Source organism: Kitasatospora dryopteridis, assembly GCF_050749075.1.
GTDB lineage: Bacteria > Actinomycetota > Actinomycetes > Streptomycetales > Streptomycetaceae > Kitasatospora.
In genome coordinates this window covers 743,937-760,190 of record NZ_CP192749.1, presented here as the reverse complement: position 1 = coordinate 760,190, position 16,254 = coordinate 743,937, and the positions used below count along the sequence as shown (strand labels likewise).

General features: G+C 73.1%; 20 protein-coding genes. 7 read left to right on the top strand and 13 right to left on the bottom strand.

Features of this window, described 5'->3' with window-relative positions; genetic code table 11:
• Positions 1-118 precede the first annotated feature (118 nt).
• Positions 119-949: an isocitrate lyase/PEP mutase family protein gene (locus tag ACQ614_RS03425; RefSeq protein ID WP_431676652.1), complete on the top strand. Its 831-nt coding sequence runs from the start codon at positions 119-121 to the stop codon at positions 947-949.
• A gap of 84 nt (positions 950-1,033) precedes the next feature.
• On the opposite strand, the gene ACQ614_RS03420 is transcribed toward ACQ614_RS03425, so the two are convergent.
• Positions 1,034-1,384: an NIPSNAP family protein gene (locus ACQ614_RS03420; protein ID WP_431676651.1), complete on the bottom strand. Its 351-nt coding sequence runs from the start codon at positions 1,382-1,384 to the stop codon at positions 1,034-1,036.
• Between the two features lie 150 nt (positions 1,385-1,534).
• Here ACQ614_RS03420 and ACQ614_RS03415 point away from each other — a divergent pair, with 150 nt between their 5' ends.
• Both ACQ614_RS03415 and ACQ614_RS03410 read left to right on the top strand, forming a co-directional pair.
• The gene (locus ACQ614_RS03415) at positions 1,535-2,116 is read left to right on the top strand and encodes a TetR/AcrR family transcriptional regulator (RefSeq protein WP_431676650.1); all 582 of its coding nucleotides are present in this window, start codon (positions 1,535-1,537) and stop codon (positions 2,114-2,116) included.
• 68 nt (positions 2,117-2,184) lie between these two features.
• Complete coding sequence (locus ACQ614_RS03410; RefSeq protein WP_431676649.1) at positions 2,185-3,267, top strand: SDR family oxidoreductase; 1,083 nt, start codon at positions 2,185-2,187, stop codon at positions 3,265-3,267.
• A gap of 66 nt (positions 3,268-3,333) precedes the next feature.
• On the opposite strand, the gene ACQ614_RS03405 is transcribed toward ACQ614_RS03410, so the two are convergent.
• Positions 3,334-3,936 (bottom strand): hypothetical protein, encoded by a 603-nt coding sequence (locus tag ACQ614_RS03405; protein WP_431676648.1) that lies wholly within the window; start codon positions 3,934-3,936, stop codon positions 3,334-3,336.
• A gap of 195 nt (positions 3,937-4,131) precedes the next feature.
• A complete protein-coding gene (locus tag ACQ614_RS03400) occupies positions 4,132-4,761 on the bottom strand; it encodes a hypothetical protein (RefSeq protein WP_431676647.1) in 630 nt (209 codons plus the stop codon).
• Between the two features lie 134 nt (positions 4,762-4,895).
• Here ACQ614_RS03400 and ACQ614_RS03395 point away from each other — a divergent pair, with 134 nt between their 5' ends.
• Complete coding sequence (locus ACQ614_RS03395) at positions 4,896-5,468, top strand: SMI1/KNR4 family protein (RefSeq protein ID WP_431676646.1); 573 nt, start codon at positions 4,896-4,898, stop codon at positions 5,466-5,468.
• 43 nt (positions 5,469-5,511) lie between these two features.
• Here ACQ614_RS03395 and ACQ614_RS03390 read toward each other — a convergent pair whose 3' ends face one another.
• From ACQ614_RS03390 to ACQ614_RS03380, 3 genes are read right to left on the bottom strand one after another with little or no spacing between them, the layout of a single operon-like run.
• Entirely contained in the window at positions 5,512-5,904 is a 393-nt protein-coding gene (locus ACQ614_RS03390) for a S26 family signal peptidase (RefSeq protein ID WP_431676645.1), read from the bottom strand.
• Between the two features lie 36 nt (positions 5,905-5,940).
• Positions 5,941-6,519 carry a chloramphenicol phosphotransferase CPT family protein gene (locus tag ACQ614_RS03385; protein WP_431676644.1) on the bottom strand — a complete coding sequence of 193 codons (579 nt, stop codon included), beginning with the start codon at positions 6,517-6,519 and terminating at the stop codon, positions 5,941-5,943.
• A gap of 58 nt (positions 6,520-6,577) precedes the next feature.
• On the bottom strand, positions 6,578-7,228 hold the full coding sequence (locus tag ACQ614_RS03380) for a tetratricopeptide repeat protein (protein ID WP_431676643.1): 651 nt from the start codon (positions 7,226-7,228) through the stop codon (positions 6,578-6,580).
• A 114-nt stretch (positions 7,229-7,342) separates the two neighbouring features.
• Here ACQ614_RS03380 and ACQ614_RS03375 point away from each other — a divergent pair, with 114 nt between their 5' ends.
• Positions 7,343-7,903: a DinB family protein gene (locus tag ACQ614_RS03375; protein ID WP_431676642.1), complete on the top strand. Its 561-nt coding sequence runs from the start codon at positions 7,343-7,345 to the stop codon at positions 7,901-7,903.
• Between the two features lie 36 nt (positions 7,904-7,939).
• On the opposite strand, the gene ACQ614_RS03370 is transcribed toward ACQ614_RS03375, so the two are convergent.
• Both ACQ614_RS03370 and ACQ614_RS03365 read right to left on the bottom strand, forming a co-directional pair.
• Positions 7,940-8,335, bottom strand: a complete 396-nt coding sequence (locus tag ACQ614_RS03370) for a hypothetical protein (RefSeq protein WP_431676641.1) — start codon at positions 8,333-8,335, stop codon at positions 7,940-7,942.
• A 145-nt stretch (positions 8,336-8,480) separates the two neighbouring features.
• Positions 8,481-8,843: a cupin domain-containing protein gene (locus ACQ614_RS03365; protein ID WP_431683813.1), complete on the bottom strand. Its 363-nt coding sequence runs from the start codon at positions 8,841-8,843 to the stop codon at positions 8,481-8,483.
• Between the two features lie 188 nt (positions 8,844-9,031).
• Between ACQ614_RS03365 and ACQ614_RS03360 the strand changes: the two genes are divergently transcribed.
• The gene (locus tag ACQ614_RS03360; RefSeq protein WP_431676640.1) at positions 9,032-9,775 is read left to right on the top strand and encodes a class I SAM-dependent methyltransferase; all 744 of its coding nucleotides are present in this window, start codon (positions 9,032-9,034) and stop codon (positions 9,773-9,775) included.
• 11 nt (positions 9,776-9,786) lie between these two features.
• Here the strand turns inward: ACQ614_RS03360 and ACQ614_RS03355 are convergent, their stop codons facing one another.
• Positions 9,787-10,059 carry a sortase domain-containing protein gene (locus ACQ614_RS03355; RefSeq protein WP_431676639.1) on the bottom strand — a complete coding sequence of 91 codons (273 nt, stop codon included), beginning with the start codon at positions 10,057-10,059 and terminating at the stop codon, positions 9,787-9,789.
• 570 nt (positions 10,060-10,629) lie between these two features.
• On the bottom strand, positions 10,630-11,175 hold the full coding sequence (locus ACQ614_RS03350) for a sortase (RefSeq protein WP_431676638.1): 546 nt from the start codon (positions 11,173-11,175) through the stop codon (positions 10,630-10,632).
• 415 nt (positions 11,176-11,590) lie between these two features.
• Here ACQ614_RS03350 and ACQ614_RS03345 point away from each other — a divergent pair, with 415 nt between their 5' ends.
• A complete protein-coding gene (locus tag ACQ614_RS03345; protein WP_431676637.1) occupies positions 11,591-12,388 on the top strand; it encodes a hypothetical protein in 798 nt (265 codons plus the stop codon).
• 30 nt (positions 12,389-12,418) lie between these two features.
• Here ACQ614_RS03345 and ACQ614_RS03340 read toward each other — a convergent pair whose 3' ends face one another.
• The 3 genes from ACQ614_RS03340 to ACQ614_RS03330 all read right to left on the bottom strand — a co-directional run bounded on the left by ACQ614_RS03340 (position 12,419) and on the right by ACQ614_RS03330 (position 16,218).
• Positions 12,419-13,003 (bottom strand): hypothetical protein, encoded by a 585-nt coding sequence (locus ACQ614_RS03340; protein WP_431676636.1) that lies wholly within the window; start codon positions 13,001-13,003, stop codon positions 12,419-12,421.
• 38 nt (positions 13,004-13,041) lie between these two features.
• Positions 13,042-13,788 carry an SDR family oxidoreductase gene (locus tag ACQ614_RS03335; RefSeq protein ID WP_431676635.1) on the bottom strand — a complete coding sequence of 249 codons (747 nt, stop codon included), beginning with the start codon at positions 13,786-13,788 and terminating at the stop codon, positions 13,042-13,044.
• 138 nt (positions 13,789-13,926) lie between these two features.
• Positions 13,927-16,218 carry an RNA polymerase sigma-70 factor gene (locus ACQ614_RS03330; protein ID WP_431676634.1) on the bottom strand — a complete coding sequence of 764 codons (2,292 nt, stop codon included), beginning with the start codon at positions 16,216-16,218 and terminating at the stop codon, positions 13,927-13,929.
• Positions 16,219-16,254: the final 36 nt, after the last annotated feature.

The following is a 16,254-nucleotide window of genomic DNA, read 5'->3' as shown; positions in this document are numbered from 1 at the left end:
GCATGCGAGGCTGCACTCTAGCCCGGAAGGGTTAACCGCGGGGGACGGTCGACCGGGCTGACGGCAGTGTCGCAAATCTGCCAGCGAACCGTACGTCGGCGCTGGTCTAATGCCCGACATGACTGCACAGCACCACAACGCTCAGCTGTTCCGTTCCCTCCACGACTCCGCCGCCCCGCTGGCCCTGGCCAACGCCTGGGACGCCGCCAGTGCCCGCCTCGTCGAGGCCGCCGGCGCCAAGGCCGTTGCCACCACCAGTGCCGGCGTCGCCTGGGGTCTGGGGGCCGCGGACGGCAACCACCTCGACCGCGACCAGGCCATCGCGCTGATCCGTCGGGTGGTGGACGCCGTTTCCATTCCGGTGTCCGCCGACATCGAGAGCGGCTTCGGCGCCACCCCTGCCGACGTCGCCGACACCATTGCCCAGGTCATCGCCGCCGGCGCCGTCGGCGTCAACATCGAGGACGCACCCTCGGACGGCACCCCCGGCCTGCGGCCGGTGGAGGAGCAGGCCGAGCGGATCGCCGCCGCCCGCGCCGCGGCCGACGAGGCCGGCGTCCCGCTCTACATCAACGCGCGCATCGACACCTACCTGCGCGCCGTCGGGACGGAGGAGACCCGCGTCAAGGAGACGCTGGACCGCGCCCGTGCCTACCTCGACGCCGGCGCCACCGGCATCTTCGTGCCCGGCGTCACCGACGCGGAGACCGTCGCCGCGCTGACCGAGGGCATCCCCGCCCCCGTCAACATCCTCGCCGGCCCCGGAGCCCCGTCCGTCGCGGAGCTGTCCAAGCTCGGCGTGGCCCGGGTCAGCCTCGGCTCCTCCGTCGCCGAGGCGGCCTACGCGGTCGTCCGCCGGGTCGCCTCCGAGCTGGTCGCCACCGGCACCTACGAGAGCCTGACCGACGCCGTGGACTACAACGAGTTCAACACCCTGATGCGCGGCTGAGTCCGGCACCGTCACCGGCGTGCCGGGGAGGGCGTACGTCCCTTCCCGGCGCGGCCGTCCGTGCGCCCGTTTCCGCGGGTCGGCTCAGGAGCTCCCGGCAGCGGTGGCGCGGAAGGCCTGCACGCCCGCCTCGTCGACCTCGAAGACCACCGTGTGGTACTGCTCGATCCGGGAGACGATCGCCTCCCGCGGGCCGTCGGTCCACGCCGCGCTGTCGTAGAAGCGCTGCTCCTGCTCCCGGTGCTCCGCCAGCGAGGCGAAGGAGCGGATCAGGTACGCCTCCTCGTGCCCCTCCTCCGCGAACAGCGAGGCCCCGCAGCCGAGGACCGTGATCCCGGCCTGCTCCAGCAGCGGCACCGACTCCTCGCGCATCACCCGGACGAACTCCTCCCCGGTGCCGGGCTTGAGGCGGTAGGTGCGGACTTCGACAATCATGCGCGGTTCCCCCCCGGAGGTGTGGCTGACCGTCAGCCCTCGGCAGCGGACGAGCATATAGCGCGCGCAGTGGTGCCGGAGGGCGGCAGCGCGAACGCCGCGGACTTGTCGGCTGGACGGGATTATGACGATCGGTCTACATTGAACGGCATGGGAGCCAAGGGCGAGGAAACGCGCGGCCGGCTGGTGCAGGCGACCCGTGCGCTGATCGAGGAGCGCGGGTACTACGGCACCGGCCTCAACGACGTACTGGCCGCGAGCGGAGCCCCGCGCGGCTCGATGTACTTCCACTTCCCCGCGGGCAAGGACGAGATGGTCGCCCTGGCGCTGACCGAGGCCGGCCAGGACATCGGTGCGCTGATCGAAGGCGCGGCCGAGGGCGACGCCGGCCCGGCCGAGGTGGTGCGGCGCCTGCTGGACGCCCTGGGCGACCGCATGGCGGAGTCCGACTGGGCCAAGGGCTGCCCGATCGCCACCGTCGCCCTGGAGACGGCGGCCGGCCACGAGGACCTGCGCAGGGTGTGCGCGGACGCGTACGAGACCTGGCAGCTGGCGCTGGCCCGGATGCTCGTCCGGCACGGACGCGACCGGGCCGCCGCCGACGCCGCGGCGGGCGCGGTGCTGGCCCTGGTGGAGGGCGCACTGCTGCTCGCCCGGGTCTCGCACAGCCGCGTGCCGCTGGACCGCGCCGCCCGCGCCGCCGAACTCCTGCTCGCCCCCGGGGCCGCCTGACCGGCGGCCCTTCGCCCGGCCCGCTTTCGACCATGGAATATGTAGACCGGTCCATTGAAAGGACTCGCATGACCCACCCCGGCACCCTCGTCCTCGGCGCCACCGGCTTCATCGGCCGCTGGTACGTCCTCGAGCTGCTCGAGCACGGCGAGCACGTCGCGATCGGCCTCCGCGGAGGCCCCGCCCGCGACACCGGGCTGCGCGACTGGCTCACCGCCCACGGCGCGTCACCGGACGCACTCGCCGACCGGCTCACCACCGTCGCCGCCGACATCACCCGACCCGGCCTCGGCCTCTCCCGCCACGACGACGAACTCCTCGCCGGCGTCCGCGACACCGTCAACCTCGCAGCCCGGTACGCCTTCGGCCTCACCCGGGCCGACGCCCGCACCGCCAACGTGGACGGCGCCCTCCACCCCCTGCGCTGGGCCGCCGAACGGCCCGCCCTGCGACGCCACATCCACCTCTCCGGCTACCGGGTGGGCCGCACGGCGGGCCTGCGGCATCCGCTGCCGACCGCCGACGCCGACCGCCTCTACCGCACCCTCGGCGCCTACGAGGCCTCCAAGACCGAGGGCGACATCGCGGTCCGCACCCTGGCACCCGAGCTCGGCGTGCCGCTGACCGTGGTGAACCCCGGCGCCGTCATCGGCCACTCCCGCACCGGCGAAGCCGGCCAGTACCTCGGCCTCGCCACCCTCGTCGAACAGCTGTGGACCGGCCGCCTCCCGGCCCTCGCCGGCAGCCGCCGCACCGTCGTGCCCGTGCTCGCCGTGGACCACCTCGCGGCCTTCCTGGCGGCCGTCCCCCGGTACGACGACGGCATGCTCCACGTGCACACCGTCCTCGACCCGGCCACCCCGCCGCTGCCCGAACTGGTCGCCCTCGCCGCCGACCGGCTCGGCGTCCGGCCGCCGCGGCTCCTGCTGCCGGTCGGTCTGGTCCGACGCCTGCCGCGGGCCCTGACCGGCGTCGACCCGGAGACGCTGACCTTCCTCGCCGAGGACACCTACGACACCGCCTCGGCCGACGCCCTCGCCCGCGCTGCAGGCCTGGCCCACCCGCCGGTCCGGCAACTCGTCCAGGACTGGGCCGCACGCATCGTCACCGACCGCTTCCCCGGCGCCGCCCTTGCCCCGACCGGGGGGTAGCACTCATCCGTCGGCGGGCCGAGGCCGTGCGTACCGACGGACCCGCCGTTGCCGGAGAGAGGGGCCTCAGGAGTCCGGGGCGCCGAGCGGCTCCTCGAAGTCGCCGATCATCGCCGGGTCGTCGGGCGAGCTCGACCGGGGCCAAGGGGCAGCGCCCGTGACACCCAGATCGCCCCGCATCGCCTCCCTGGCGGCGCGTATCAGGGGCCAGAGCGCGTGCTGCGCCTCGGCGGCGGACCGCAGGGTCTCGCCCCGCCGGGGGGTTCCCTGTTCCAAGCGCTTGATCTGCCCGTACACCCGGGTCAGTGCGTCGTTCAGCTCGTTGGCCGGACCGATCACGGTGTCGGGGGCGATCATCAGGGTCTCGGACCAGCGGTCCCGGTGGGCGTCCTTGGCGCTTTCCAGCGCCCGGATGTCCTCCTCCCCGGGCGCACGATCCCGCACGGCGTACAGGTGGCGGCTCAGTGCTGTGGTGAACTGCCTGGCATCCCGGTGGAGTTCGGTGTAGCACCGCCGCCGCAACTCGCGGTTCTCGCGGGCCTCCTGGATGGCGTGGCCCATCTCGAGCTCACGCTTCTTGGTCCGGTCGGCGCCCCGCTGGGTGAGCAGGGCACCGCCCAACGTGCCGGCCACACCGGTGATCGCAATGAGTACCGCCCCCAGGTCCATCGGATCACCATAGGGCCTGTCTCCCGGATCACGGCGGGCTCGGCAACCCCGGAGCAGGCACCTCACGGTTTGTCGGCGGCCAGCGGCCCGGCCCGGCGCACGGTCGCGCCACATCTCCTCGCGCAGTTCCGCGGCGTCGCCGCGCACCAGGGCCGGCTGCTGGTGCAGGACGTGGCCCAGGACAAATGCAGAAGTTCAGCTGGAGTGCCAGCCGACCGAGCCGATGGCGCGGTGCCCCACCCACTCGTCGGCGGGGATGCAGTCGAACATGGTGTTGGCCCAGGAGTTGGGTCTGCCGAACACTCCGCGCGTCAGGAGTACGTCGCCCGCACGCTGGGCGCGCGGCAGCATCCCCCAGTCCGGGTGGCTGATGTCGGCCTCCGGGGTGAACGAGATGTCCCCGCCGTGCTTCTCCTGGTGCGCGGTGATCTCGTCCGCAAGCTCGGAGGGCCTCCGGCCGATCAGCCGGATGCCCTCCACCGTCACCTGGGGGCCGGTGAGGGCATCCACCACGACACAGGTCAAACCGATGGAGTCGACGAAGTAGGCCGCAACATCCGTCCGCCAGAAGGCTGCTGTGGCCTCAACTTCCCTTCCCCAGAGGAATCCTGTGGCCGTTGCCTTACGGAACTTCGCGCGTACCTGCTCGAACGGACCGAAGTTGTGAATCGCCGACGTCTCGGAGACGAACCCCCCTGCACCCATGGCAGCGACCGCCTCCTCCAGACTCATGCCGAACCGGAGCGGACCGACCCGCTCGAGCGGCTCGAAGTCCCACCGGTCACGGTCGGATTCCGCGACAACGGCCCACTGGTCCGGCCACATGCCCCACAACTCCCCTCCGGCACCCCTGCACCGGATGCACCGACCGGCGACCCTACAGCCCGGACGGACAGCACGTCCCGAATCCGAGCCCGGCCGGTCCGAGGTGTGCGCCACAGCTCTGACACCCTGACCGCATGGACGAATTCGTTGGCACGCAGACACCCGTCCGGCGCCTGACCGATCCCGCAGAGGCGATCCCAGCACTGGAGGACGCCGTGCCCGGCCTGGCCGCGTTGCGCCTTCCGGCCCGTCCGGACATCGACTGGCAGGTGACGGAGGCCGAACTGGGCACGGTCCTGCCGGACGACTTCAAGCTGCTCTGCGCGCTCTACCCGCCCCTGGTGATCGGTGACTTCCTCGGCGTCGGCGGACCGGCACCCGGCCGGGAGAGCCTCTGGGTACAGGGGAGGGTGGAGACGCTCGAGACCATCACGGAGTGGTGCGAGGAGGCCGAGCCGGCCGTCCCGCTCCACCCGTACCCCGCGCCGGGCGGCCTGCTTCCCTGGGCCGAGTCGAACCAGGGGGACTTCTTCCTGTGGAACACCGGCCCGGGCGTGCCGAACGAGTGGACGGTCACCGTGGCCTCACGGAGCTCCGCATGGTGGCACTACACCGGCGGGGCGGTCCAGTTCCTCGCCGACCTGGTCAGCGGAGCAGTGGAGCGGTGGGCCCTGCCCAAGGTCCGCCCCGAGGTCATGGAGTGGTGAGCCGTCGGCACGGCGTACAGCTGCCGCCGCGTCCTGCGAGTGCTCAGGGTTGATCGGCAGCCCGGGTCTTTCCGGCGGCACCGGCCCGGGGGACACCGTCGACCGCGACACAGATGCCGAAGACCCGGTCGTGGTTGGTCCAACCGTTGATGCGGCCACGGTTGTTGCTGATCTGTACGCGCTTCCTGGCCGGGTCGACGGAGGACACCAGATGCAGGTACACCGTTCCCGCGACGCGGGCGAGCACGATGTCGCCCACGGCCAGCTTCGACGGGTCGACCGGTGCGACGACCACCGGCTGCCGACTGCGTATCAGCGGGACCATCGACGAACCGCTGGGCCGGAACTCGACGGTGGCCCCGCCGGCAACCCTGGCAGCCACGGCATCCAATGCACCCATCCGGCGATCGTGGCAGATCCGGCCGAACCGGCCCACCGAATATCGCTCTCCCACCCGTGGAGCGGGAACGCCTCAGGCCGTCACCGGTTCCCAGGAATCCGACAGGAGGCGGCGGCGGAGGCGGGTGAAGGCAGTGGGGGTGGGACGCTGCGGGAGGAACTCCTTGATCTGCTGCGCGCATTCGCGTGCACCGGCGGAGCCCGTGTCGCACTCCAGGTCGTAGTCACCGTGGCTGTGGACCAGGTCGTACTGGTGGGCCGCCAGCCCCGGCGGACGGTCGCCCCGCGCCAGCTCGCGGCGGGTCAGCTTGTCGAGCGGGCAGTGCACGCCGACGAACAGGACGTCCTCGGGCCGCAGCACCGCCAGGCAGTCGAGCAACCGCCAGGGCTCGCTCAGCACATGGTCGACCACGATGTCGTTGCCCGCCTCGGCCATGGCCGCGATCGAGCGGTGGAAGCCCATTCTGGTCCGCCGAAGTGCGGCGTCGAGTTCTTCGGCCCCGAGCTCCCGCTTGCTGCGCATCGCGTTGAAGCCGTCGACCGCCATGTGGAAGAAGACGCCGTCGTCCAGGATGTGCAGGAGCTCCCGGGCAATGCTCGATTTCCCCGAGCTGGAGGTGCCGTTGAGGAAGATGATCCGTCCGGATGCCATGCCGACATGATCACATGCCGCGGCTCCGCGTCAGGCGGTGCTCGAGTTTTCCGCGGGCTTACGGCAGTTCGAGCTCCTTGCGGGCTCCTGCCACCCAGCGCAGGACGCCGTGGGCATCGGTGGCTTCGGCCAGCTCCGTTGCCTCCTCGAGGAGCGACGCGGCGTCGTCGTGCCGCTCCTGCTGGGCAGCGAGGTGGGCCAGCCCTATGAGGTTCGCCGCGACTCCCGGCAGGAATCCGAGCTCCCGGCGCAGACGAGTGGACTCCTCGAGGTGCCTGCGGGCCTCGTCCAGCCGGCCGGCCATGTGCTCGGCAAAACCGAGGTGCCTCAGGACGTAGGACACGGTCAGCCGGTCGTCGGCCCCGGTGGACAGGTCGAGAGCGCGGTCGAAGGCGGGCAGTGCGGCTTCCGTGTCGTCCCGGACCACCTGGTGGAAGGTACCGACCCAGAACAGGGCCTCGCCCTCGCCGCGGACATCGCCGAGCTTCCGGTACAGCTCCGCCGCGCGCTCGAACAGCACCAGCTCCGACGCGTTCTCGACCCGCTCGTCCAGGAACCGGGCGTGGATCACCCGGCCACGGGCCAGGGCGAGGTCGGCCTCGGCGGCGTCGAGACCGAGATCGGCTGTCGCCAGTGCACCGGCGTCGCCGCCGAAGACGGCGCGCTCGTAGAGGAGTTCGGCCTGCTCGATGCGCGCGTCCGTTGTCATGCGGCGATCGTATCGACCGCAGTCAAGCACGATCTCCGGAGACAGACAGCGCGAGTCCCACGCCCGGCGTGAATTCAGTGGCGGGCCGGCCCGGCGCGGACGAGCATGGGAGACATGAGTGACCGACCCGCGCGATGGAGCGAGGCAACCGTCTACCCCGACATGTGGGCGGACCCGGACGACGACCCCCGCAACAGCGAAGGCCCCGGCCCGGACGGTGAGCTCGCGACTCTGCAGGACTTCCTGGCGAACTACCGCCTGACCCTGAGGATGAAGTGCGAGGGCCTGGACGCGGAGAAGCTGGCCCGCCGGTCGGTCCCGCCGTCGACGATGTCGCTGCTCGGCCTCGTCCGGCACCTCGCCGAAGTGGAACGGGACTGGCGCAACTGGATCACCGATGCCGATCCGCTGCCGAAGCTCTACGGCAAGCGGGACGCGGACTTCGACGGCGCGGTCGCCGAGCAGGCCGTGGTCGACGCCGCATACGCCGACCTTGAACGCGAACAGGCCGCGACCGACGCCGCGTTGGCCGACCACCCCGATCTGGGCGAGCGGGTCGGCAAGGACAGGATCGCCATCCGGGAGCTGCTGGTGCACAGGGTCGAGGAGTACGCCCGGCACTGCGGGCACGCCGACCTGCTGCGCGAGCGCATCGACGGGCGCGTGGGCCAGTGACGGGGCCGGGTCGGGCGAACGGCCCGGCCGGGGCCGTCACTTGCCGTAGACGTCCTGGCAGGCCCAGGCGTTGAGCCCGGCGAAGCTGCCGCAGACCTTGCCCCAGGACAGGCGGATGTCGGTCCACTCCGCCACGATCTCCTTGCCCTGACGGCGTCCGGGCATCCGGATGTGCACCTCGCGCTGCTCGTCGCCCTCGTGGAGGATCGCCTCGGCCGCGTCCTTCCCGGACGGCGGATCGATCCAGCGGACGCGCAGCCGGGAGGCCCAGTCGTCGTGGCCCTCGATCTCGATGCACACCTGCGGCCCGGACCAGTCGTGCGTGCAGGCATTGCTGCTGCGGCGCTCCGCGGAGGCGGCGGGAGTGGCCGTCACCAGCACAAGGGAACCGATCGCGCACCCGACGGCGACCGTCCGCCCGACTCGACCCATGACGGTCTCCTCCCGTTCCTCGTCCGTGCGCCGCGCCGCCACTGCAGCCACGACCGTCAGAACGACCGACCGCCGCAGGTGTTGCGGCCCGTCCCCCGTTCGGCCCACACCGCGCCGTCCGCCGACGACTCAAGCCCGGCAGACATCAGGACGGGCGGCCGGGCCCACCCGCACCGCCGGTGAAGACGCCCAGGGAGGGCCCCTCCAGGGCCAGGGCCGTGAGACCGGTGGCCGTGCCGGAGGCGTGCACCTCGCCGGCCTCCCAACGGATGCCGTCGCCCGCCGACACGGGGATCCGGCGGCCGTCCGGACCTGCCACCCAGCCCTCGCCCGTGACCACCAGGAAGAGCTGGTCCACCGGGGCGGGATGGGCACCGATGATGCCGCCGGCTTCGACGGTCAGGCAGGCCAGGTGGACGGCGCCCTCGCCCGCGGCTATCCGGGTGGCCGTGGCCCCGGTACTGCCGAACCGATCGATGACCTGCTCGGCTCGGTCGAAGCGAAACATCTCCAACGAAGGGCTCCTTGATCGGCTTGGAAAGCGTCCGATCGTACGGGAGCGGGGCATCGGGCGATCCGCAGCGGCGGCAGAGGCATTCGCGGATCACCGTGAGCCCCGCCCTGCAGGCGTGGCGCGGGCGGGTCACCATGGAGCCGGTCCACCAGGGTGGGGCACCCGCGAGATCAGGGACGGCAATGGCTGACTACGACGGTTTCGCCGACCGGTACGACCGGACGGCCGACCTCAGCCCCACGCGCGTGCCGATCGAGTTCTACTCGGTCTTCAAGCTCCTCGGCGACATCACCGGCCAGGACTGGCTGGACGTGGGCTGCGGGACGGGAATCTACACGCGGGCGATGCGCCGCCGCGGCGCACGCCGGGTGGTCGGGGTGGACCTGTCGCCGGAGATGGTGCGGATCGCGAACGAGGCCGAGGCGAACGAGCCCCTCGGTGTGGAGTACCTGGTGCGGGACGCCGCCGAACTGGAGGAGATCGCGCCGTTCGACGGGGCCCTCGGCGCCTTCCTCCTGCACTACAGCACCGACCGCAAGCACCTCGACCGGATGTGCCGGGGAATCAGCCGCAATCTCGCACCGGGCGGCCGGTTCGTCACCCACCAGCTCAATCCGGAGATCTCCACGGCACCCGGCTACTACCGGCCCTACGGAATCGACTTCCGCTTTCCCGCCCACGCCCTGAAGGACGGCGACGGATTCACGTTCCGCTTCGACGCCCCGAATGTCGACAGCCCCGAATTCGGCATCCACTACTGGAGCCGCCCCGTGCTCGACGACGCCCTGGCGGCCGCCGGCTTCCGGGACATCCGATGGGTCATGCCCGAGCTCTCCCCGCAGGCCGCGGCGCAGCCGGACGCCGACCGGTGGCAGGACTACCTCGACCGGCCCATCTGCGTCCTCATCGAGGCGACCAGGAGCTGACCGCTGCGGAGCTACCGGACGGCGGAGAGCGTTGCGTAGACCACGATGTTGTTCTCGTAGCCGCCTGCCTCGGTGTAGGCGCCGCCGCAGGTGATCACCCGCAGTTCGGGCAGGCCGGAGTTGCCGTAGACCTTCCGGTCGGGGAAGTCCTTCTTGGCGTAGGACTCGACGGCGTCGACGGTGAACACCGCCGTCCGGCCGTCGGTGCGGCCGACCTCGATGGTGCTGCCCTTGGTGAGGGCGCCGAGCAGGAAGAAGACCGCGGGTCCGGAGCGGGTGTCCACGTGGCCGGTGGTGACGGCCGGAGCGGGTACCAGCCGGCGAGGCGCGGGTCGTCCGGGGGCGGCGGCTGCAGTGCGCCCGCCGCGTCGAGGTCCAGCTTCGCCAGGGGAGCGTCCACACCGATGGCGGGGATGCGGATACCGACCGGGTCGGCCGGCGGCAGGGGCTGGACCTCCGGTGGTGCGGCCGACGTGGCAGCACCGGGCTCGGCAGCGGCAGTCGGCGAGGCCCCGACGGGCGTCGCGGAGGCTGGCACGGAGGAGACGGGCCCGGAGGGGGTGGGCCCGGCGGGGGCGGGGAGGTCGGCCGCGGATCGGCCGGGAGTGGGGAAGGCCTGGGCCGGCGAGGGCTGCGGAGGGCGTTCGGCGCGGGCGCCGTGGCCAGTCAGCCAGCCGCCGACCGCGAGCGCGCACACCAGCAGCACGGTCGACGGTGCGGGCGAACGCTTGGGGTGCGGCGTGCGTGGTACGGCATCCATGCGGGTCAGGCCCCTGTTCGCGGACGTGGGCGGGGTGCGCCCGGCGCCCCGGGCCGATGGCGTCCGGGGCGCCGGTGCGAAGGAGGCGGGTCGTTCAGACCCGGGCGGCGCCCAGGCGGCGCCGGATCTTGACGGCACCGCCGGCCACGGCGCCGGCCAGCAGCACACCGCCCAGCGCGACCTGGCCGCCGTCGACACCCGCTGTGCCTCCGGAACCGGCCGCGATCGCACCGCTCGGGCGGGGGGCGGCGTCCGCTGCGCTTCCGGAACCGGCCGCGGCCGCACCGCTCGGGCGGGGGGTGATCGTGAGCGTGTCCGTCATCTGGATCCGCGGCGGACACTTCACCGTGATTCCGCTGCTGCCGGGCGCGGCGTCCTCCGGCACCTGGAACGTCCCGACCAGGGTGCCCTTCTGGTCGCCCGCGAGGAGGTTGATCTGGCTGGTCAAATCGGAGAAGGCCTTGCCGTAGTCGACGTCCGGCCCGCAGGCCGTCGTGCTGACGGTGACGGTCTGGCCCGGAGCCGCACTCCTGGGGCTGATGGTGATGCCGGAGTCCTCGGCCGCGGCCGAGGGCACGGCCAGGGCGAGGGCGCCCAGGGCCAGGGCTGCGGAACCGGTGACGACGCGTGAAATGTGCATAGGTGTTTCCTCCGAGCGGGCACGCGGCCGGGCTGTCCAGCACCTGTTCCGTGCCCTGAGCCCGAGGAAACCGACAGCCTGTCAGCTCTGCAACCTGACGGGCTGCCACCTGTGCCGTGCGGCCGGGCGTGGCGAGGCGGCCAATGTCGCCGTTTGCGCAGGTCAGCGGTGGTGGGCAGGGAAGCGGCCGGGAACCGGAGGACGGTTCCGCCAATGGATGACGGGGCATCAGCCGCCCCGGAACGCGCCACGGGATTCCGGGCGGCCCGAGTGCCGTCCGACCGGTCCGTGCCTGCCCGGCGCGATGGGCCGACGGTCGTGTTGCACGGCCCCGCGAGAGGGTTCGACGGCGCTTGGGTCCCAGTGCCGGAAACTCGGTGGCGGGCGGTCGCGCACGGCTCGGTAGCATGCGCGCATGCCTGACAACGGACTGATCGAAGTCGTGTTCGTCGACGCGGCGGACGGCCGGCCGTTCGGCCGCACCGAGCTGCCCGCCGAGCAGCTCCCGGAGTCCTTCGAGCCGGACACCCGGCTCGACCTCGCCGGGGAGTCGTGGGAGGTGCTGCACGCGGCACCGGCCGACCGGACCGCGGCCCTGGCCGCCGGCCGAACGGTGCTGACGCTTCGCCGGCTCCGGACGGTCGACCCGCAGGAGGTCGCCTTCTCCCTGCCCACGATCTGCGCCGAGCTGCCACCGCTCGCACCCCCGGACGGCACCGCGGACGACCTGGTGCTCCACGAGGACGACTGGCGACAGGCCGAACTGGTCGAACGCCGCTGCCTGGCAGAGGTCGAGGGACAACTGCACGAGGTCATGCGGGTCTACCGGGAACACTCCCGGGCGCTGGGTGAGGGCGAGTCGGCCGTACGGGTTTTCGACACCCTGCACCTGCGCGAGAGCCCCGCCCGGCCACTGGCCGGAGCACTCACCCGGCAGCGGCTGTTCGAACTGCTCCCCGCCTCCCGGACGTACGCGGGCGTGGCACTGCCGGACGGACAGGGCCGGGTGGCCGACTCCTTCGCCGCCCAGGTCGGGCCGGTCACCGTGTACGGCCGCTGCGCCGGCGACCGGGTCGTCGAACTCGGCCTCACCCCGGCGGCAGCGGCGGAAGCAGCCGCGGTGCCGGGCCTGGCGGCGCTGATGCAGGAGTTCGACCTGCTGCTGGTGGACTGGTGCGCCGTCCGCTGCGAGAGCGATGGGGTGACCCAGTAGGGCCCCCAGCGCCCCGGATGCGTACCCCGTTCAGGCTTCGATGCGGACCTCCTGCAGGAGGCCCCAGGTGAAGTCGGCGGTGCAGGCTTGCGGCCGGCCGGTGGCGTCCGGGGCGGTGAAGTCGAGCTGCCACCGGGTCGGTGCACTGCCCTCCCGCGGGACGGCGGGCGGGAAGGCGGCCGCGACGTCCGCCACGACGCAGCTCCACGGGGTCAGGTCGGAGAGCGTCCGGAGCGCCGGCGGCGGTGCCCCCGGTGCGCGGACCAGCCACTCGTTCCACGGCGGGGACGCCTCGCCGGCCGGCCCCAGCAGGATCTCGAACCGCAGCTCGGGCCAGAGCGGCAGCGCCCAGTGCTGCACCGTGCAGTCGAGATCGCCGATCCTCCGCGGCAGGACCGCCTCCGGCGGACCGAGGACGGCCGCGTAGCGGCGGGCGCCGTGCGGGAAGCGGCTCGAGCGGAGCATGGCCTGCCAGCGCTTGTTCGCCTCCCGCATCCCGGCGCGCGTCGCCCCCAGCCGCCGCACGGCCTGTTCCACCAGTTCCGGGTGGAAGTCGGCCATGCGGCGCAGCAGCACGAGCTGGAACTCGGTGGTCGCGAAGCCGTGGATCGCCATCCCGCCAGGCTAGACGCTGCCCGCGGCTGCGCCCCGGGTCAGCCCTGCGAGGCGAGGCGCTCCGCCAGGAACTGCTCGAAGGTGCCCTTGCCCACGGCCCGTTCGGGCGTCAGGTGCCCGCCGGCCCGGAACCCTGTGTATGCGCTGCCGGCCAGGCGCACGTTCAGCAGCGGTCGGCGCCGTCCGCTCGCGCGCAGGTAGGCACGGGCCAGGTCCGGGAAGGTGCGCACCTCGGGCCCTCCCATGTCCGGCACCCGCCCGGCGGGTGCCCCGGCGGCGAGTGCGGCCAGCAGGTCGGCGACCTCGGCCACCTCGACGGGCTGGTCGGCGACCCCGGCCGGGAGCAGCATGACCGGCAGCTTCGCCGAGTTCTGCAGAAGCTGCAGCACCAGGTCGTGGAACTGCGTCGTGCGCAGCACCGTCCAGCCGATCCCGGACTCCTCGACCAGCCGCTCGACGGCCAGCTTGGTCCGGTAGTAGGCGAGCGGCACCCGGTCGACGCCGACGATCGAGATGTACACCAGGTGCTGCACCCCGGCGGCTCGGGCCGCCTCGATCAGGTGGCGGGCCGCCTGCTCGTCGCCGCCGCGCGGGGAGCTCGCGCAGTGCACGACGGTGTCCACACCGGCGAGGGCCGCGGCGAGCCCCGTGCCCTCGCGCAGGTCCACGGCGTACGGCCGGGTGTGCCGGCTCAGCACCCGCACCGCGTGCCCGTCCGCGCGCAGCCGCTCGGTGAGGGGTCGGCCGAGGGTTCCGGTGCCGCCGGTCACCAGGATGGTGGTCATCGCAGTTCTCGTCCCTTCGGTGGGCGGGCGCTCCCCGGTGGAGCACCCGTCACCCGCCGAGAACCGGCGGGCGGACAGAGATGTGACAGCCCCCGGTGTGACGGTGCTCACCAGCGCCCGAGCGAGTCCGCCCGAGGGTCATGCCCCGGCGGCCGATGCAGCGAACTGCCGCCCCGCGAAGGCGAGTTTGTCCGGGTTTAGAACCATCTGCACCTGGGAGGCGACGCCGTCCCGCAGGTGGAAGCCGGCGACGGCGACGAGGTGCCCCGCCGTGTGCACCACCAGCGCCGGAGCGCCGTTGACCTCGGCGACCGCCAACTCCCAGCCGGCGCCGAACTTCTGTGCGGTGCCGACCAGGAAGCGCAGGACCTTCTCCCGGCCGAGGATGGGCCGCCGGGCCGCGGAGACCTTGCCGCCGCCGTCGCTCCACCAGGTGACGTCCTCGGCGAGCAGCCTCTCCAGCCCGGCCAGGTCGCCCTGGCGCGCCGCGGAGACGAAGGATTCGACGAGTTCGCGCTGCTGCTCGGCCGCCGCCGTGAAGCGAGTCTCGGACGCGGTCACCCGCTGGACGGCCCGGTGGTACAGCTGGCGGCAGTTGGCCTCGCTGAGGTCGAGCACCCCGGCGATGTCCCGGTGGCGGTAGTCGAAGGCCTCGCGCAGGACGTACACCGCCCGCTCGGGCGGTGTCAGCCGCTCCAGCAGCACCAGCAGCGCGGTCGACACGGCGTCCCGCTGTTCCGCGGACTCCAGCGGACCGAGCGATCCGTCCTGGGTGAGGACCGGCTCCGGAAGCCACGGCCCCGGGTACTGCTCGCGCCGGACGCGGGCGGAGGTGAGCCGGTTGAGGCACAGATTGGTGACCACCCGGGCTAGCCAGGCACCCGGGTGCTCGATCGCCGTACGGTCGGCGCCGCTCCAGCGCAGGTACGCGTCCTGGACGGTGTCCTCCGCCTCCTCGGCCGAGCCGAGCAGCCGGTAGGCCAGGCCGAACATCCTGGGGCGGTGGGCGGTGAACTCCTCGGCGGTTCCTGGCATCACGGGCCCCAAGCCTGCCAGACCGGCGCGGGCACCCGGCAGCCCGTACCCGCTGCTCATCCGCCGGCGGTGGCCGCCCTCTCCCCGACGGCTGTCCGCTGCGGTCCGGCGCCTGCCGGGCGGGGTGTCCGTGCGGCCGGCGAGCAGTTGCAGCAGGGCGAGTTGGACGGCGGCGCCGAGCGCCATGGCGGCCCAGACGCCGTCGACACCGGCCAGGCGGGCCCCGCCGTACCCGGCGGCGAGTTGGACGGCGATCCCGAGCGCGGTGGCCGCCACCAGCGCCCGGCCCCGGCCGGCCGCCTGGCGGACCCCGCCGAGTGCCACCACCAGTGCGTACGGGGGCAGGTAGAGCGCCATCATCCGCAGGAAGCCGACCGCCTCCGCGGCCACCGCGCGGTCCTGGGTGAAGAGGGCGGTGAGCGGGACGGCCGCCGCGGCGCACAGGACGGCCGCGACCGCGCCCGCCGTCCCGGCCAGCCGTGCGGTGTCCCGGGTGAGTTCGGCGAGGCGGCCGGGGTGCCGGTCGGCGCCGGTCAGCCGGGCGGCCTCGATCGCGGCGGCCTGCCGGACGGCGTAGAAGGCCATGGTGACGACCAGCAGCACCCGGTACCCGATGCCGTACCCGGCCACCGCGGGGACGCCGAACGCCGAGACCAGTCCGAGCTGGGCGGTGCCGACCGCCATCCGCGCGGTGAAGTCGATCCCGAACGGCGCTCCTGCGGAGAGGAGCCGGCGGGCCGTCGCCAGCTGGAGCCCGCCGGGGGAGCGCAGCGGTGCGCGCCTGCGCAGCGCCAGCGTGGCGGCCAGGGCCACCGTGCGGGAGGCGACCAGGGCGACGGCTGCGCCGGTGACCCCGAATGCGGGCAGCGGCCCCGGGCCGAGGATCAGCAGCGGGTCGAGGACCAGCAGCAGCCCGTTGCCGAGCAGGGCGGCGCGCATCGGGGTGCGGGTGTCGCCGGTGCCCTTGAACAGGTCGTCGGCGACCCGCTGGCCGAAGAACACGGCCAGGCCGGGCATGGCGACCGCGAAGTAGCCGGCCGCGGACGCTGCCGCCGGGCCGTCCAGGAAGAGCCGGGCCAGCGGCTCGCGCAGCAGGTAGCCCGGCACGGCGAGCAGCAGGACCGCCGCCGCCCACAACTGCCATGCCGCGCGGCCGACCCGCCCGGCGGTGGCGGCGTCGCCGGCGCCGACCGCGTGCGACAGGCGCAGCGCGGTGCCCGAGCACACCACCAGGATCACCCCGAGCAGCAGGTTCTCGACCGAGCCGGCCAGTGCCACCGCCGCGACGGCCTCCCCGCCCAGCCCGGCCACCCAGAACGTGCCGACGACCGACGCGGCCACTCCCGACAACAGCTCGAGATAGACCGGCCCCGCCAGCGACAACAGCCTCCGCACATCCCCTCCCGTGGTCCGGGTGCAGCCGTTCGACCG

Bases quoted from the DNA above. Each gene is read 5' to 3' on its own strand.
- ACQ614_RS03380 (WP_431676643.1), bottom strand. From the start codon at position 7,228: ATGACAACGGACGCGCGCATCGAGCAGGCCGAACTCCTCTACGAGCGC.
- ACQ614_RS03370 (WP_431676641.1), bottom strand. From the start codon at position 8,335: ATGGGTCGAGTCGGGCGGACGGTCGCCGTCGGGTGCGCGATCGGTTCC.
- ACQ614_RS03335 (WP_431676635.1), bottom strand. From the start codon at position 13,788: ATGACCACCATCCTGGTGACCGGCGGCACCGGAACCCTCGGCCGACCC.
- ACQ614_RS03425 (WP_431676652.1), top strand. From the start codon at position 119: ATGACTGCACAGCACCACAACGCTCAGCTGTTCCGTTCCCTCCACGAC.
- ACQ614_RS03415 (WP_431676650.1), top strand. From the start codon at position 1,535: ATGGGAGCCAAGGGCGAGGAAACGCGCGGCCGGCTGGTGCAGGCGACC.
- ACQ614_RS03345 (WP_431676637.1), top strand. From the start codon at position 11,591: ATGCCTGACAACGGACTGATCGAAGTCGTGTTCGTCGACGCGGCGGAC.
- ACQ614_RS03360 (WP_431676640.1), top strand. From the start codon at position 9,032: ATGGCTGACTACGACGGTTTCGCCGACCGGTACGACCGGACGGCCGAC.
- ACQ614_RS03420 (WP_431676651.1), bottom strand. From the start codon at position 1,384: ATGATTGTCGAAGTCCGCACCTACCGCCTCAAGCCCGGCACCGGGGAG.
- ACQ614_RS03410 (WP_431676649.1), top strand. From the start codon at position 2,185: ATGACCCACCCCGGCACCCTCGTCCTCGGCGCCACCGGCTTCATCGGC.
- ACQ614_RS03395 (WP_431676646.1), top strand. From the start codon at position 4,896: ATGGACGAATTCGTTGGCACGCAGACACCCGTCCGGCGCCTGACCGAT.
- ACQ614_RS03375 (WP_431676642.1), top strand. From the start codon at position 7,343: ATGAGTGACCGACCCGCGCGATGGAGCGAGGCAACCGTCTACCCCGAC.
- ACQ614_RS03365 (WP_431683813.1), bottom strand. From the start codon at position 8,843: ATGTTTCGCTTCGACCGAGCCGAGCAGGTCATCGATCGGTTCGGCAGT.
- ACQ614_RS03385 (WP_431676644.1), bottom strand. From the start codon at position 6,519: ATGGCATCCGGACGGATCATCTTCCTCAACGGCACCTCCAGCTCGGGG.
- ACQ614_RS03350 (WP_431676638.1), bottom strand. From the start codon at position 11,175: ATGCACATTTCACGCGTCGTCACCGGTTCCGCAGCCCTGGCCCTGGGC.
- ACQ614_RS03340 (WP_431676636.1), bottom strand. From the start codon at position 13,003: ATGGCGATCCACGGCTTCGCGACCACCGAGTTCCAGCTCGTGCTGCTG.
- ACQ614_RS03405 (WP_431676648.1), bottom strand. From the start codon at position 3,936: ATGGACCTGGGGGCGGTACTCATTGCGATCACCGGTGTGGCCGGCACG.
- ACQ614_RS03400 (WP_431676647.1), bottom strand. From the start codon at position 4,761: ATGTGGCCGGACCAGTGGGCCGTTGTCGCGGAATCCGACCGTGACCGG.